The organism is Caulobacter sp. GW821-FHT10A10, from assembly GCF_059415745.1.
Map to the genome: position 1 here is coordinate 92,193 of NZ_JBWKNV010000011.1, position 14,142 is coordinate 106,334.

Genomic DNA, 14,142 nt, shown 5'->3' on the forward strand with positions numbered 1-14,142 from the left:
CTCGAAGTCACGTTGATAGATCGGTCGCGCGCACAAAGGTCCTTCGGGGCCTTTTTTCTTTTTCGCCGTACCCAAAGCCCAGCTTTCCACGTCCATCCGGGACTTCCGCCATGACCGCCCATCAGACCATCGAGAGCAACGCTCCCGCCGATGCCGCCAACCGCGCCATGACCGGCGCCGAGATCGTGGTTCGCGGCCTCGTGGACCAGGGCGTCGAAGTCCTGTTCGGCTATCCGGGCGGCGCGGTCCTGCCGATCTACGACGCGCTGTTCCACGAGCCGCGCCTGCAGCACATCCTGGTTCGCCATGAACAGGGCGCGACCCACGCCGCCGAAGGCTACGCCCGCAGCTCGGGCAAGCCGGGCGTCGTTCTGGTCACCTCGGGCCCGGGCGCGACCAACGCCATCACCGGCATCATGGACGCCCTGATGGACTCGATCCCGATGGTCGTCATCACCGGCCAGGTCCCCACCCACCTGATCGGCACCGACGCTTTCCAGGAAGCCGACACCGTCGGCATGACCCGCTCGTGCACCAAGCACAACTACCTGGTCAAAGACGTCCGCGACCTGCCGCAGATCATCCACGAAGCCTTCAAGATCGCCACCACCGGCCGTCCGGGTCCGGTGCTGATCGACATCCCCAAGGACGTCCAGTTCGCCAAGGGCGAATACTACGGCCCGACCGAGGTCGCCTCGAGCCACGCCTATTCGCCGCGCATCAAGGGCGACGCTAGCCGCATCGCCGAGGCGGCCAAGCTGATCGCCGGCGCCCGCCGTCCGATCTTCTACACCGGCGGCGGCGTCATCAACGCCGGCCCCAAGGCCAGCGAGGCCCTGCGTGAGTTCGCCGCCCTGACCGGCGCCCCGGTCACCTCGACCCTGATGGGCCTGGGCGCCTTCCCGGCCGCCGATCCGGCGTGGCTGGGCATGCTGGGCATGCACGGCACCTTCGAAGCCAACAACGCCATGCACGACTGCGACGTCATGATCTGCGTCGGCGCCCGCTTCGACGACCGCGTCACCGGCCGCCTGGACGCCTTCTCGCCGGGCAGCAAGAAGATCCACATCGACATCGACGCCTCGTCGATCAACAAGAACGTCCGCGTCGACCTGCCGATCGTCGGCGACGCCGGTTCGGTTCTGGAAGACCTGATCGAGGCCTGGAAGAGCGCCGGCCACCAGCCCAACAAGGCAGCCCTGACCGATTGGTGGGCCCAGATCGACGCCTGGCGCGCCCGCCAGTGCCTCGCCTACAAGCGCTCCGAGACGGTCATCAAGCCGCAGTACGCCATCCAGCGCCTGTACGAGCTGTCCAAGGACAAGGACGTCTACATCACCACAGAGGTCGGCCAGCACCAGATGTGGGCCGCCCAGTTCTTCCGCTTCGAGGAGCCGAACCGCTGGATGACCTCCGGCGGCCTGGGCACCATGGGCTACGGCTTGCCCGCCGCCCTGGGCGTGCAGCTGGCCCACCCCAAGAGCCTGGTCGTCGACATCGCCGGCGAAGCCTCGATCCAGATGTGCATCCAGGAGCTGTCGACCGCGATCCAGTTCGACCTGCCGGTCAAGATCTTCATCCTGAACAACGAATGGATGGGCATGGTCCGCCAGTGGCAGCAGCTGCTGCACGGCGAGCGCTACAGCCACTCCTACTCCGACAGCCTGCCCGACTTCGTGAAGCTGGCCGAGGCCTACGGCGCCGTCGGCATCCGCTGCTCGGACCCGGCCGAACTGGACGCCAAGATCCTGGAGATGATCAACAGCGACAAGCCGGTGATCTTCGACTGCCGCGTCGAGAAGCACGAGAACTGCCTGCCGATGATCCCCTCGGGCAAGGCCCACAACGAGATGATCATGGGCGAGGTCGAGGACATCGGCAGCGTCATCGGCGAGGACGGCGCGGGGCTGGTCTAGACGCCGGGCGTCATCCAAGGCCTGCTCTCCAGACTCGTCCGGAGTCGTCCATGCGCGCCACGCTTCTCATCGCCGCCCTGCCCCTGACGGCCGCCACGGCGGCCCTCGCCCAGCCGCGCGTCGAGGTTCCGATCCAGCAGAGCGTGCTGACCAACGGCGCGCCGCGCTACTGGGTGGAGCTGTCGATCGCCGGCGGCGCGCCGATCCGGGCTATGCTCGACACCGGCTCCACAGGCCTGCGGGTGTTGGCGGCCGAGCCCTCAGCCAAGGCCCTGCCGGCGGCAGGCCCCGAACAGAACTACGGCTACACCTCCGGCGCGCGCTTCTCCGGCCCGCCGGTCAAGGCTGCGATCGCCTTGGGCCCGGCGCGCACGCCCGACGACTTCGTCTTCCAGCGGATCGACAAGGCGGCCTGCGCGGCCGAGCGTCCTGACTGTCCGGTCAGCGAGGTCGCGGCCGACGCGTATCGGATCGGCGGACGCGGCGCGAACGGCTTCTTGGCCATCCTCAGAACCAACATGGGCGACGCCGACGCGGCCAATCCGCTGAAGGCGATGGCCCGGTCCTGGATCATCGAGCTGCCGAAGGCCGGGTCGACGGCGCCGGGTCGGCTGATCCTCAATCCGAGCAAGGACGAAACGGCCGGCTTCACGGCCCTGCCGCTGGATCCCGTCTTCGCCGATCTTCGCGGCGGCTTCCACGACGCGGTGCCCGGCTGCGTGATCAAGGCCGACGGCGAGACCTCGCTGTGCGGCCCGATGCTGCTCGACAGCGGCGCGCCGGTGGTCGAGGTCGCCCTTGGCGGCGACGCCAAGCCCGTCGCCTGGCCTAGGGGCACGAAAGCGCGACTGACCATGGGACGTCCGGGCGCGGCCGTCGCCATGCCCTTCGTCACCGATCAGGACCAGGCCTCGCGCGTAACCATCCGGGCCGGCAAGGGCCAGCCGCGCAACAGAATCTCCGCCGGCTCCCTGCCCTTCCAGGCCTTCTCCGTGCTTTATGATCCCCAGGCTCGAATCCTGGGGCTGAAACCCAGAACACCGACGGAAACGCCATGACCGCAAACGTTCAACCCGCCCCCGCCTCGGCCTACGACCTCAGCCCCAACGAGCAGGCCGAGCAGACCGCGACCTTCGCCCTGCTGGTCGACAACGAGCCGGGCGTGCTGCATCGCGTGGTCGGCCTGTTCGCCGCGCGCGGCTACAACATCGAAAGCCTCACCGTCGCCGAGACCGACCGCAAGGCCCATACCAGCCGCATCACCGTGGTCACCCGCGGCACGCGCCAGGTGCTCGACCAGATCGAGGCCCAGCTGAACAAGGTGGTCAACGTGCGCCGCGTGCACGACGTGACCCGCGACCCCAACGGCGTCGAGCGCGAACTGGCCCTGGTCAAGGTGCGCGGTTCGGGTCCGGACCGCGTCGAGGCCCTGCGCATCGCCGAAATCTTCCGCGCCAAGCCGGTCGACACCACGCTGGAGAGCTTCGTGTTCGAGATCTCGGGCGCGCCGTCGAAGATCGACAAGTTCCTCGACCTGATGCGGCCGCTCGGCCTGGTGGAACTTTCCCGCACGGGCGTCCTTTCCATCGAGCGGGGCGTCGAAGGGATGTAAGCCGTCATGGGCGTGATCGGACCGGCCGTCTTCGCGGGAGCCCTTCTCCTCGCTTTTGAGCCGCTTTCCGTTCAAGGCCAGCCGGTCGCGCCCGTCGCCCCTGCCCCGCCGCCGCCGGATCCGGCGGTCTGGTGGTCGAACGATATCCCCCGCCCCGCCTCCGAGGTCGAACCGCTGTCGGGCCGACGGCTGGGGCGAAAAGAACAGCCGGTTCCCGTCGACAACGGCGTCGATCCCTTGCTCTACCGCCTGTGGGGCCTGCAGCCCCTGCAGACCCAGCTGGTGCGCCGCGGCGAACTGGTGCTGGAGGCCTGGGCCCGACCGGCGCGCGGCGTGCGCCAGGCGGTGATCCGCATCACCGTGCGGCGCGACGGCCGCGCCTTCGTCCAGGCCCGCGCGGGCCTGGGTTGCTGCACCCCCGAGATCGGCCGTCGGGTCGACATCAACGCCGAGCTGCCGGGCGAACACATCGCCGCCTTCAAGGCCCTGGCCGGCGACGTCGCCTGGAGCCAGCCACGCAGCGTGATCGTCGACTATGGCGGCGGCTCGATCGAGGCCCTGTGCGTCGACGGCGTCTCCTGGGACGTCACGCTCCTTGTCCCCGGCCAAGCCCGCCACCTGCGCCGCGCCTGCGACGACGCCGAGGTCGGCTCGATCGCGGGCGTGCTGTCCGCGGTCGTCGGGGCGGCGGCCGGACGCGATCCACTGTTCGACGCGGTGCTGCCGCGCGGCGGCGACTTCTCGCGCCAGGCCAAGGCCTATGCCGATCTGCAGACCCAGGGCGGCCAATTGAAGGCGGGGACCTCGAACCGCCCGCAACCGCCGGCCGTTCCCGTGGCCGAAGACGACGAGCCTGAACCGCCGGCCGAAATCCCCGAAGTTCCCGCACCCCCTCCGCCGCGCTGATCCGTAGGATCGTGCAATCAACGCGGAGCATCGCTCTACCGACTGGACGACCGGCCGGGGCATAGTGACCTCGTACCGCCGCGGCTCCCTGCGGCGCTCCCCCAAATCAAAACCCAAAATCAAAGCCAGGCCATGACCCGCCACACGCCCCGTCGCGCGACGGCGGCTCCGCGTTGGTTCGCCGCCGCCCTGCTGGCGGCCGCCGCCGTCGCGACCGCCCTGCCCGCCCTGTTCTCGTCCGCTACCGCCTGGAGGATCCTGCCATGATGATCGACCACCTCCCCGTTTCCGGCGTCTGGTCCTCGCCCGATGGCCGCTACAGCCTGGAGCTTCGCCCCGACGGCCGCTTCGTCGAGGTGCACGCCGAGCCGCGCGGCGTCTTCACCGGCGCCTACGTCCTGGTCGGCGAAACCCTGAAACTGTTCGAGGACCACGGCGCGGTCGTCACCGGACGCCTGGCCGAAGGCCGCCTCAGCCTGGGGAGCGTTTGACGCTTCCCCTTCCCTACCGGGGTGTGAGCCCCTATATTGGGATTGTCCGGCTTCGGCCGAACTATGGGGATAAACGCGCACGTAATAAGCGGACTGGACCCGGGTGCGATTCCCGGCGGCTCCACCAAATCTCTCCCGAGTTATCACGGGACTGCATGGGGCCGATCAGCATCGACAGACGTGTAAAGGTGTCTGCTTTCTCTCGGCATGGCCCACCGTTTCGGGCCTTTAAACTAAATGCGAACGATAACTTCGCTGAAGAGTTCGCCGTCGCTGCGTAATGCGGTGCAGGTGAATTCGCCTCTTAAGTCCTAGGGGTTCAGATCCTTAGGCGGGGCCCGGAGGGAGCCTGGCAACAGAATCCCTCCACTTCCATCGCTCATTCCGAAATTTGATCGCCTGCCCGCGCGGCGCCTCGCACCGCGCTCGAACTCACGCACGGCTGGAGCATTGCGGCCAGGCTCCCGATGGCCGGGACCTCTAACGGCAGGCCAGATGCGATCTGCTCTAAAATAGTATGCCACTACCGCATGCGGGCGCCTTTGCCGAAGGCCCGCGACGGGTTACGCTGACCCTTCGAATTTCGTTTTTGCTTAATCGAAGATCCATGGCCCGCACTCCTCCGACCGAAGACCTGATGCAGTACGAGGCCATGGCCCAGGACGCCCTGCGCGGCGTCGTGAAGGCTGCGCTCAAGAAAGCCGCCGCGCCCGGCGGCCTGCCCGAGCCGCACCACCTCTACATCACCTTCAAGACCCAGGCGGCCGGCGTCTCGGCCCCGCAGGACCTGCTCGGCAAGTATCCCGACGAGATGACGATCATCCTGCAGCACCAGTACTGGGACCTCGCCCCGGGCGAGACCTTCTTCTCGGTGACGCTGAAGTTCGGCGGCCAGCCCAAGCGCCTGTCGATCCCCTATTCGGCCGTGACCCGCTTCTACGATCCGTCGGTGCAGTTCGCCCTGCAGTTCGAGGCCCCGGAAATCGAGCCGGCCCCAGTCGAACCGGAGCCCGAGCCGACCCCGCCGCCGGCCGATGGCGACGAGGCGCCCAAGATCATCTCGCTCGACCAGTTCCGGAAGAAGTAGGCCTTGAACGACGTCGCCTCGGAGGAGCGGTCCACTCTCACCGACGAGGCGATCCTCGCGCGCTTCAACGCCTCGAAGAACGCGCCGCCCAGCGCCCTGACGCTGGGCTTCAAGCTCATCGCCGTCAGCCAGGCCGAGCGGCGCGTCGAGATCGCCTTCGACGCCCGCGCCGACCTGCTGGCCAATCCGATGGGCCAGATCCAGGGCGGCTTCGTCTGCGCCATGCTCGACGAATGCATGTCGGTGGCCGGCCTGATCACCTCGGGCATGACCCACGTCGTGCCCACCCTCGAGATGAAGACCAGCTTCCTGCGGCCGGCTCTGCCCGGTCCGCTGCGCGGCGTCGGCCGGGTGGTGAAGTGGGGCCGTACGGTCTGCTTCATGGAAGGCGAACTCTACGACGCCGAGGGCCGCCTGCTGGCGACCTCCACGGGCACGGCCCTGCCGACGCCCTTCGCCAAGTTCAAGAAATAGGATCACACGGAATGGGGCGAGCGGCGGGCTTTCTGGTCGGACTGGTCCTGGCCTGTCTGGCGATCGCGCCGGCCCAGGCCGAAAGTCCGTTCGACCACTGGGCCTCGGTGGTGATCGCCGGCGACTGGCGCGCCCACGGAGGCGGCTCGACCGAAGCCTTCGACAACGCCCGCCACGACGTGGCCGAAAGCCTGGTGGGCCTGGGCTTCCCCGCGCCGACGCAGTTCTCGGTGCGCCCCAGGCGCTATCGCGACCAGGCGCTGAACGTCTCGAACGCCAAGGCGATCGAGGATGGCCTGAGATCGGCGGCCAAGACCTCGACCGGCGGCTGTCTGGTCTACATCACCTCTCACGGCGCGCCCCAGGGCGTGGTCATGGGCAAGAAGCTGCTGCGTCCGCAGGAACTGGCGGCGATGGTCGACGGCGCCTGCCCGGGTCGGCCGTCGATCGTGGTGATCTCGGCCTGCTTCTCCGGTGTCTTCGTGCCGTCGCTGGAGCGCGACGACCGGATGATCCTGACTGCCGCCCGGCCCGATCGCACCTCGTTCGGCTGCGGCGAGAGCGACCGCTACCCCTATTTCGACGACTGCTTCCTGGGCGAGATCGGCAAGGCCCGCGACTTCGCCGTCCTTGGCCGGGCGGTGCAGGCCTGCGTGGCGCGCAAGGAGATCGACACCGGCGCCAGCCCGCCCTCGGAGCCGCAGCTGTGGATCGGACCCGAACTGCGGCCGCTGCTGCCCCTCTACACCTTCGCCAAGGCCCGCAAACCGGCGCCCGCGCCGAACGCCGCGCCGTCGTCGGGCGAAAATTGAACAGCCATGCACCCCTTGGCATGATTTTCTTCCCAGCGCCGGTGTCCCTCGCCTGACGAATTGGCCTAAGAAGACCCTTCTGACGCGTTAGCCGAAGAGGTGGGGTTCGTGACGTTGCGTATGTCGTCCAAGGCCGTGCGGTGCGCGGCGATCGTCGGCCTCTGGCTCATGGGGGCGGGCGCCGCCACCAGTCAGGACGCCGCGCCGACGGCGACCACGACGCCCGCGCCCACGGCTCCCGCCGCCACGCCGCCCAGGCCGACCTTCCGCCGTGCGCCGGCGACGCCTGTCGCCCCGATCGCGCCACCTCCGGCGGCCGTCATTCCGGGCGTCGCGCCCTTGCCCGCCCCCGAGCTCGAAGCCTTCGTCGACGGCGCCGTGCGCAGGGCCATGGCCGAGGACCACATCGCCGGGGTCACCATCTCGGTCGTCCAGAACGGCCAAGTGGTGCTGAAGAAGGGCTATGGCGCGGCCAGCCTGGCGCGCGGTCGCCCGGTCGATCCGGACCGCACGCTGTTCCGCATCGGTTCGATCTCCAAGACCTTCACCTGGATCGCCCTGCAGAACGAGATCGACGCCGGCCGCATCCGTCCTGATGCGCCGATCAACGTCTACCTGCCCGAGAAGCTGCAGGTGCGTGACCAAGGCAAGAAGACGCCGATCCGGGTGCGCGACCTCTACACCCACACCGCCGGGTTCGAGGACCGGGTTCTGGGCCAGCTGTTCGAGCGCGAGGAGCGCCGCGTGCGCCCGCTCGACGTCTATCTGCGCCAAGAACGTCCCAATCGCGTGCGTGAGCCCGGCGTGCTGCCGGCCTATTCCAACTACGGCGTCGCCCTGGTCGGCGCGGCCCTGGCCAACACCGGCGCCAAGCCTTTCGAGGACCTGATCGCCGAGCGGGTGATCGTGCCGGCCGGCCTGCAACGCACCACCTTCCGCGAGCCGCGCGCCTGGCGCGACGACCTGCCCGCGCCGATGGCTCCGGCCCTGGCCGCCGACCTGGCCGAAGGCTACCGCTGGACGCCGCTGGGCCTGGAGGCTCAGCCGGTGGAGTTCATCGGCCAGATCGCCCCCGCCGGCTCGGCCTCGAGCACCGCGGCCGACATGGCCCGCTACATGACCCTGCTGCTGAACGGCGGAACGATCGACGGCCGCACCGTCTTCTCGCAGCGCGCCGCCCAGACCTTCCGTACGGCCGGCTATCGCCCGGCGGCCGGCGCCGCTGGCTGGAACGCCGGCTTCCAGGACATCCCCCTGCCCGGCGGCCGCCGCGGCTTCGGGCACGCCGGCGCGACCCTGTGGTTCCATTCCAACATGGTGCTCGTCCCCGACCTGGGCCTCGGCGTCTTCATCTCGGTCAACACCGACACCGGCCAGGACCTGCCTGCCACCCTGCCCGCCTCGATCGTCGAGCGCTTCTACGCGCCGGCCCGGGCCGTACCGGCCTTCACGCCCCTGAGCACGGATGCAGCGCTGGCCTATGAAGGCGACTATCTGACCGACCGCCGCGCCTATGGCGGGCTGGAGGGCTTCGTCGATCGCCTGATCGGCGTCGCCAAGGTCCGGGCCAGCGCCCAGGGCGGCCTGGCGATCACCAGCGACGGCCGCACCCGTCTCTGGATCCCGACCGACCGCCAGGACGTCTTCAAGGCCGCCGACGGCGCCGACCTGCTGGTGTTCCAGCGCCAGGACGGCGCGCCCGCGCGCTTCTTCTCGCCATCGGGCGCATCCGCCTACGAACGGGTCGGCCCGCTTCTCCGCACCAGCGTCCTGGCCGGCGCGGCCCTCCTGGCGGCCCTGGCCTCGATCGCCACCCTGGCCGGCGTCTTTGTCCGCAGCCGTCGCGACACCCGCCAGACCACCAGCCAGGCCCGCGCCAGCCTGCTGCAAACTACCCAGGCCGTGCTGTGGCTGGCGGCCATCGCCTGCGTGGCCGCTTTCGCGGCGGGCTCGGGCGACGTCGCCGCCGTGGTCTTCGGCTGGCCCAGCGGCTGGCTGCTGACGGCTTCGGCCTGCGCCTTCATCGCCACGGTGCTGAGCCTCTTCACCCTGATCATGGTGCCGGTGGTCTGGCGCGGCGGCCGTCGCGTCGACAGCTGGAGCGACCTGCGCAAGCTGGCCTTCACGCTCACCGCCCTGATCTTCACCAGCTTCTCGATCGTGCTGGCGGCCTGGGGCTTCCTGGAATTCTGGAACACCTGATCCGGCACGGCCCGTGCAGGCGCTCCCCCAGTGACGATACTGGGGGAGTTCGCGCGTGTCGAAACGGAACGTCTGCATCCTGGCCGGGGCGGGCCTGGGCGCCTGGCTGGCGGTCACGCTGTTCTACGGCGCCTTCGGGGCCGAGTTGATCGAGCGCGCTTTCTGGTTCTATGCGGCCAACGCCTTCCTGGCCGCGGCGCTGGTCACCTTCGCCTTCCAGGCCACGGCAAGACTGCTGCGCATTCCCCGCAGCCGGCGACTCTATCCGGCCATGGCCTTCGCCCTGCCGGGCGCGGCGGCGGCCAACCTGATCCTGCTGGGCTTCGTGCCCCTGGCGCCGGGCGCCGAGCCCTCCAGCCTGGGCCGCTACCTGGCCTTCCTGATCGTGCTCTACATCTCGATCGGCGCGTCAGCCCTCGAGCGTGCCCCGCAGAAAGCGCGACTCTAGCTTTCGCACCACGATCACGATCCGCTCGCGCTCGCCCGGACGCCGCTCGACCAGCAGGCGGGCGACCTGGGCGTCGTCGTGAAAGGCGTATCCCTTGATGGCGTCGAGCAGGGCCTTGGCCAGGTTGTCGAGATCCAGCCACGGCGGCTCGCCGACGAACTCCATGCCGATCTCGACCGAGAACTCGCCCCAGGCCGGGCGCGATCCACGCCAGGTCTTGCGGAAGAACTCGTAGATCAGCGGCTTGTAATACTTGGCCTGGGTGGTCAGGCCGTCGACGACGATGGTCAGCTCGCCACCGGCCTCGCGCGCCCTGACCTTGCCGTGATGGACCCAGTCGTCCCGGTCGAGGTCGGCCACGCTCAGAGCTTTTCGACCTTCACGGCGGTGCCGTAGGCCAGGACCTCGGTGACGCCTTCCATGATCTCGTTGGCGTCGTAGCGCATGGCGATCACGGCGTCGGCCCCCAGTTCGCGGGCATGCTGCACCAGAAGATCGTAGGCCTCCTGCCGGGCCGTCTCGGCCAGCTTGGTGTAGATCGACAGATTGCCGCCGAAGATCTGCTGGATCGAACCGCCGATATTGCCGATCACGCTGCGCGAGCGGGCGGTCACGCCCCGCACCAGGCCGAGATGTTCGACGACGCGGTAGCCGGGCAGATCGTTGGTGGTGGCGACGAGCATGGGACCCTCCTGAGCTCCGCCGGTATAACTAACGTCGTTGCGGCGCACCATGGCGTTGCGAAGGCGGCCCTCAGGGTCTAGACCGCGCTCGACCGTTTTCCGGAGATCCGCCGCATGACCGCCACGCGCACCGAGACCGACACTTTCGGCCCCATCGAAGTCGCCGCCGACCGCTACTGGGGCGCGCAAGCCCAGCGGAGCCTCGGCAACTTCAAGATCGGCTGGGAGAAGCAGCCGCTTCCGGTCGTGCGCGCCCTCGGCATCGTCAAGCGCGCCGCCGCCGAGACCAACCACAAGCTCGGCAAGCTCGACGCGGCCATCAAGGACGCCATCGTCCAGGCCGCCAACGAAGTGATCGAAGGCAAGCTGAACGACCACTTCCCGCTGGTCGTCTGGCAGACCGGCTCGGGCACCCAGTCGAACATGAACGCCAACGAGGTGATCTCGAACCGCGCGATCGAGATCCTGGGCGGCGAGATGGGCACCAAGAAGCCCGTCCACCCGAACGACCACGTCAACATGAGCCAGTCGTCGAACGACACCTATCCGACGGCGATGCACGTGGCCTGCGCCGAGCAGATCGTCTCTGACCTGCTGCCGGCCCTGAAGCACCTGCACGCGGCCCTGAAGGTCAAGTCGGAAGCCTGGGCCCAGATCATCAAGATCGGCCGCACCCACACCCAGGACGCCACCCCGCTGACGCTGGGCCAGGAGTTCGGCGGCTACACCCAGCAGGTCGAGAACGGCATCGAGCGCATCGAGAGCACCCTGCCCAAGCTGATGCAGCTGGCCCAGGGCGGCACCGCCGTCGGCACCGGCCTGAACGCCCCGATCGGCTTCGCCGAAGGCGTGGCCGAGGCCATCGCCGCCATCACCGGCCTGCCCTTCACCACCGCCCCGAACAAGTTCGAAGCCCTGGCCGCCCACGACGCCATGGTGTTCAGCCACGGCGCGATCAACACGGTCGCCGCCTCGCTGTTCAAGATCGCCAACGACATCCGCTTCCTGGGCTCGGGCCCGCGCGCGGGTCTGGGCGAACTGGCCCTGCCGGAAAACGAGCCGGGCTCGTCGATCATGCCGGGCAAGGTCAATCCGACCCAGTGCGAGGCCCTCACCCAGGTCTGCGTGCAGGTGTTCGGCAACCACGCCGCCCTGACCTTCGCCGGATCGCAAGGCCACTTCGAGCTTAACGTCTTCAACCCGGTGATGGCCTACAACTTCCTGCAGTCCGTGCGTCTGCTGGCCGACGCGGCGATCAGCTTCACCGACAACTGCGTGGTCGGCATCGAGCCGCGCATCGACAACATCCAGAAAGGCGTCGAGAACTCGCTGATGCTGGTCACGGCCCTGAACGGCCGCCTGGGCTACGACATCTGCGCCAAGATCGCCAAGACCGCCCACAAGAACGGCACGACCCTGCGCGACGAAGCCGTCGGCGGCGGCTACCTGACGAACGAAGAGTTCGACCAGTACGTCCGCCCGGAAAACATGGTCTCGCCGGGCTGAGGTCCGCCCGATCGAATGACTGACAAGACGGGGCGGCGCACTAGCGACCGCCCCGTTTTCGTATCCCGATCACGGCGAACCGATGCTATGCGAAAGATCGCATGACCGGTCTCGTCCGCCCCTACTGGATCGAAGCCCGCTTCGAGCGCGGCGAAAGCTGGAACCCGTCCGCCTATCCGTTCAACCTGCCGGTCGTGCGCGGCCTCGACACCCTGGCCTTCCATCCGCGCGTCACCTTCCTGGTCGGCGAGAACGGTTCGGGCAAGTCGACCCTGATCGAGGCCCTGGCCGTGGCCTGGGGCTTCAACGCCGAGGGCGGCTCGCGGAATTTCAGCTTTTCCAGCCGCGCCTCGCACTCGGCGCTTTACAGCCATATCCGGCCGATCCGCTCGGTCATCCGCCCGCACGACGGCTATTTCCTGCGCGCGGAGAGTTTCTTCAACGTGCAGAGCGAAATCGAGAAGCTGGACGCCGAGCCCGGTTTTGGCCCCCCTATCGCCAAGGCCTATGGCGAACGCGCCCTTCACGAGCAGTCGCATGGCGAGGCGTTTTTCGCCCTGTTCGATAACCGCTTCCGCGGCGACGGCCTCTACATCCTCGACGAACCGGAAGCCGCCCTGTCGCCACAGCGGCAGCTGTCGTTCCTGGCGCGGCTGCATGAACTGGTGCTGGCGCGCTCGCAGTTCATCATCGCCACCCACTCGCCGATCCTGCTGGGCTATCCGGACGCCTGGATCTACCAGGCCTCCGAACGCGGGCTCGAGAGGGTGGAGTACGAGGACACCGAGCACTTTCAGGTGACCCGCAACTTTCTCAACCGCCGTCAGACCTTCCTGGACGTGCTGCTGTCGAGCGACGACGAGGCGTGATAGCCTTCGGGCCATGGGCAAGCCCGAACTCGACATCGCGGCCGAAGGCAGCATCGATCCGGAACTGCTGGCGCAAGCGCAGCGGCTGGGAATTTCAGTCGCCGGCATGAGCGAGACGCAGCTTCGACTGCACCTCCAGAAGGTCGATCCGGCCGGCGCCGAGGAGCGCGCCCGGCGGTGGGCCGAGGAGAACGCCGAGGCGATCCGACACTATCGTGAACGGGTGGAAGCCAGCGGCGCCTTTGGGGACGACCTGCGCAGGTGGTGATCCGCCAGTTCGACGTCTTTCCCAATCCTTCGATCCGCACCCGTGCGGCCGCGCCCTATGTCGTCGTGCTTCAGTCGCACCACGCCGGGGATCTTCCCACGATCGTCGTGGCTCCGCTGTACTTGCCGAAAAGCGCCCTGCCGCTCAGCGAGCTGTCGGCCAAGGTCGAGATCCAAGGCCAAGCACTCTTGGCCTTCATTCCCGAACTGGTCGGCGTTTCGACCATGCTGCTCCGCCAGCGCATCGCCTCCCTAGCCGCTCACGAAGACGCCATCCGGCGCGCCCTCGATCGGCTGTTCACCGGCTTCTGAGCCTTCGTCCTGACGGCGTCAGGCCGGAAGCTCAGATCTTCTGTCTTGGCGCATTTTCTCACGACGAACCGGTATCCACTTCGTCGGAAAATGCTCTAGCGCTTGACCACCGTGCGGCCGATCGGGGCCAGGGCGATCCAGGCCAGTTGCAGGTCCTTTATGGCGAACGGGATGCCGATGATGCTGACAGCCTCGGCCACGGCGATCAGCAGGTGGCTGAGCGCGATGTACCAGCCGCCCAGCACGAACCAGATCACGTTCAGCACGAAGCCCAGCGGGCCGGTGCCCAGGTCGCTACGCCCCGTGACGAGGTCGCGGCTGACGATCTCCTTGCCGAACGGCCAGAAGGCGAAGCCGGCGATGCGCCAAGCCGCCCCCGCATAGGGCAAGCCGACGATGGTGACAGCCAGCAGCAAGCCGCCCAGCAGCCACAGCAGGCCCGATAGCCAGCCGCCGAGGAAGAACCAGAGCAGGTTGAGGATGAAGCGGATCATCGCGGTCCTTTCGTCTCCGTCCGAGATTTGGGACGTCGCCGCGCCGTTGTCGAGCTTGCGGTC

At 68.2% G+C, this 14,142-nt stretch carries 18 protein-coding genes and 1 other RNA gene; 16 read left to right on the forward strand and 3 right to left on the reverse strand.

The features are described from left to right. Positions 1–110: 110 nt before the first annotated feature. The 12 genes from AC07NS_RS24530 to AC07NS_RS24585 all read left to right on the forward strand — a co-directional run bounded on the left by AC07NS_RS24530 (position 111) and on the right by AC07NS_RS24585 (position 9,948). Positions 111–1,916, forward strand: coding sequence for an acetolactate synthase 3 large subunit (locus AC07NS_RS24530; RefSeq protein WP_494607551.1), 1,806 nt, complete (start codon positions 111–113; stop codon positions 1,914–1,916). Between the two features lie 50 nt (positions 1,917–1,966). Next, positions 1,967–2,974: a hypothetical protein gene (locus tag AC07NS_RS24535; RefSeq protein ID WP_494607553.1), complete on the forward strand. Its 1,008-nt coding sequence runs from the start codon at positions 1,967–1,969 to the stop codon at positions 2,972–2,974. Next, on the forward strand, positions 2,971–3,528 hold the full coding sequence (gene ilvN / locus AC07NS_RS24540) for an acetolactate synthase small subunit (RefSeq protein WP_110121059.1): 558 nt from the start codon (positions 2,971–2,973) through the stop codon (positions 3,526–3,528). Before AC07NS_RS24535 ends, ilvN begins: the two co-directional genes overlap by 4 nt. A 6-nt stretch (positions 3,529–3,534) precedes the next feature. Next, a complete protein-coding gene (locus AC07NS_RS24545) occupies positions 3,535–4,434 on the forward strand; it encodes a hypothetical protein (protein WP_494607555.1) in 900 nt (299 codons plus the stop codon). A 132-nt stretch (positions 4,435–4,566) separates the two neighbouring features. After that, the gene (locus AC07NS_RS24550; protein WP_255580265.1) at positions 4,567–4,701 is read left to right on the forward strand and encodes a hypothetical protein; all 135 of its coding nucleotides are present in this window, start codon (positions 4,567–4,569) and stop codon (positions 4,699–4,701) included. Then, complete coding sequence (locus AC07NS_RS24555) at positions 4,701–4,925, forward strand: Atu4866 domain-containing protein (protein ID WP_494607557.1); 225 nt, start codon at positions 4,701–4,703, stop codon at positions 4,923–4,925. The genes AC07NS_RS24550 and AC07NS_RS24555 overlap by 1 nt, the downstream gene beginning before the upstream one ends. Positions 4,926–4,930: 5 nt before the next feature. After that, positions 4,931–5,296, forward strand: a transfer-messenger RNA (tmRNA) gene (ssrA, locus tag AC07NS_RS24560). Between the two features lie 236 nt (positions 5,297–5,532). Next, on the forward strand, positions 5,533–6,012 hold the full coding sequence (locus tag AC07NS_RS24565; RefSeq protein WP_110121058.1) for an SspB family protein: 480 nt from the start codon (positions 5,533–5,535) through the stop codon (positions 6,010–6,012). Positions 6,013–6,015: 3 nt separating this feature from the next. Further along, positions 6,016–6,486: a PaaI family thioesterase gene (locus tag AC07NS_RS24570; RefSeq protein ID WP_494607559.1), complete on the forward strand. Its 471-nt coding sequence runs from the start codon at positions 6,016–6,018 to the stop codon at positions 6,484–6,486. Between the two features lie 11 nt (positions 6,487–6,497). Beyond that, complete coding sequence (locus AC07NS_RS24575) at positions 6,498–7,298, forward strand: C13 family peptidase (protein WP_494607561.1); 801 nt, start codon at positions 6,498–6,500, stop codon at positions 7,296–7,298. Positions 7,299–7,406: 108 nt separating this feature from the next. Further along, entirely contained in the window at positions 7,407–9,500 is a 2,094-nt protein-coding gene (locus AC07NS_RS24580; protein ID WP_494607563.1) for a serine hydrolase domain-containing protein, read from the forward strand. Between the two features lie 55 nt (positions 9,501–9,555). Then, positions 9,556–9,948 carry a hypothetical protein gene (locus AC07NS_RS24585; RefSeq protein WP_494607565.1) on the forward strand — a complete coding sequence of 131 codons (393 nt, stop codon included), beginning with the start codon at positions 9,556–9,558 and terminating at the stop codon, positions 9,946–9,948. Here AC07NS_RS24585 and AC07NS_RS24590 read toward each other — a convergent pair. Both AC07NS_RS24590 and AC07NS_RS24595 read right to left on the reverse strand, forming a co-directional pair. Then, positions 9,910–10,308 (reverse strand): RusA family crossover junction endodeoxyribonuclease, encoded by a 399-nt coding sequence (locus AC07NS_RS24590; protein WP_492857171.1) that lies wholly within the window; start codon positions 10,306–10,308, stop codon positions 9,910–9,912. The genes AC07NS_RS24585 and AC07NS_RS24590 overlap by 39 nt on opposite strands. A gap of 2 nt (positions 10,309–10,310) precedes the next feature. Next, a complete protein-coding gene (locus tag AC07NS_RS24595) occupies positions 10,311–10,631 on the reverse strand; it encodes a YbjQ family protein (protein WP_494607568.1) in 321 nt (106 codons plus the stop codon). A 114-nt stretch (positions 10,632–10,745) separates the two neighbouring features. Here AC07NS_RS24595 and fumC point away from each other — a divergent pair, with 114 nt between their 5' ends. From fumC to AC07NS_RS24615, 4 genes are all read left to right on the forward strand, one after another. Beyond that, a complete protein-coding gene (fumC, locus tag AC07NS_RS24600) occupies positions 10,746–12,137 on the forward strand; it encodes a class II fumarate hydratase (protein WP_494607570.1) in 1,392 nt (463 codons plus the stop codon). 101 nt (positions 12,138–12,238) lie between these two features. Then, entirely contained in the window at positions 12,239–13,006 is a 768-nt protein-coding gene (locus tag AC07NS_RS24605; protein WP_494607572.1) for an AAA family ATPase, read from the forward strand. A 13-nt stretch (positions 13,007–13,019) separates the two neighbouring features. Beyond that, positions 13,020–13,274 carry a type II toxin-antitoxin system CcdA family antitoxin gene (locus tag AC07NS_RS24610; RefSeq protein ID WP_494607573.1) on the forward strand — a complete coding sequence of 85 codons (255 nt, stop codon included), beginning with the start codon at positions 13,020–13,022 and terminating at the stop codon, positions 13,272–13,274. Next, positions 13,271–13,585 (forward strand): CcdB family protein, encoded by a 315-nt coding sequence (locus AC07NS_RS24615; protein ID WP_494607574.1) that lies wholly within the window; start codon positions 13,271–13,273, stop codon positions 13,583–13,585. Before AC07NS_RS24610 ends, AC07NS_RS24615 begins: the two co-directional genes overlap by 4 nt. 95 nt (positions 13,586–13,680) lie before the next feature. Here AC07NS_RS24615 and AC07NS_RS24620 read toward each other — a convergent pair whose 3' ends face one another. Next, positions 13,681–14,079, reverse strand: a complete 399-nt coding sequence (locus AC07NS_RS24620; RefSeq protein WP_494607576.1) for a YccF domain-containing protein — start codon at positions 14,077–14,079, stop codon at positions 13,681–13,683. Positions 14,080–14,142: the final 63 nt, after the last annotated feature.

What these genes read in the sequence shown, in the direction of transcription:
- AC07NS_RS24530 (WP_494607551.1), top strand. Translation starts at nt 111, where the DNA reads ATGACCGCCCATCAGACCATCGAGAGCAACGCTCCCGCCGATGCCGCC.
- AC07NS_RS24535 (WP_494607553.1), top strand. Translation starts at nt 1,967, where the DNA reads ATGCGCGCCACGCTTCTCATCGCCGCCCTGCCCCTGACGGCCGCCACG.
- ilvN (WP_110121059.1), top strand. Translation starts at nt 2,971, where the DNA reads ATGACCGCAAACGTTCAACCCGCCCCCGCCTCGGCCTACGACCTCAGC.
- AC07NS_RS24545 (WP_494607555.1), top strand. Translation starts at nt 3,535, where the DNA reads ATGGGCGTGATCGGACCGGCCGTCTTCGCGGGAGCCCTTCTCCTCGCT.
- AC07NS_RS24550 (WP_255580265.1), top strand. Translation starts at nt 4,567, where the DNA reads ATGACCCGCCACACGCCCCGTCGCGCGACGGCGGCTCCGCGTTGGTTC.
- AC07NS_RS24555 (WP_494607557.1), top strand. Translation starts at nt 4,701, where the DNA reads ATGATCGACCACCTCCCCGTTTCCGGCGTCTGGTCCTCGCCCGATGGC.
- AC07NS_RS24565 (WP_110121058.1), top strand. Translation starts at nt 5,533, where the DNA reads ATGGCCCGCACTCCTCCGACCGAAGACCTGATGCAGTACGAGGCCATG.
- AC07NS_RS24575 (WP_494607561.1), top strand. Translation starts at nt 6,498, where the DNA reads ATGGGGCGAGCGGCGGGCTTTCTGGTCGGACTGGTCCTGGCCTGTCTG.
- AC07NS_RS24595 (WP_494607568.1), bottom strand. Translation starts at nt 10,631, where the DNA reads ATGCTCGTCGCCACCACCAACGATCTGCCCGGCTACCGCGTCGTCGAA.
- fumC (WP_494607570.1), top strand. Translation starts at nt 10,746, where the DNA reads ATGACCGCCACGCGCACCGAGACCGACACTTTCGGCCCCATCGAAGTC.
- AC07NS_RS24605 (WP_494607572.1), top strand. Translation starts at nt 12,239, where the DNA reads ATGACCGGTCTCGTCCGCCCCTACTGGATCGAAGCCCGCTTCGAGCGC.
- AC07NS_RS24610 (WP_494607573.1), top strand. Translation starts at nt 13,020, where the DNA reads ATGGGCAAGCCCGAACTCGACATCGCGGCCGAAGGCAGCATCGATCCG.
- AC07NS_RS24620 (WP_494607576.1), bottom strand. Translation starts at nt 14,079, where the DNA reads ATGATCCGCTTCATCCTCAACCTGCTCTGGTTCTTCCTCGGCGGCTGG.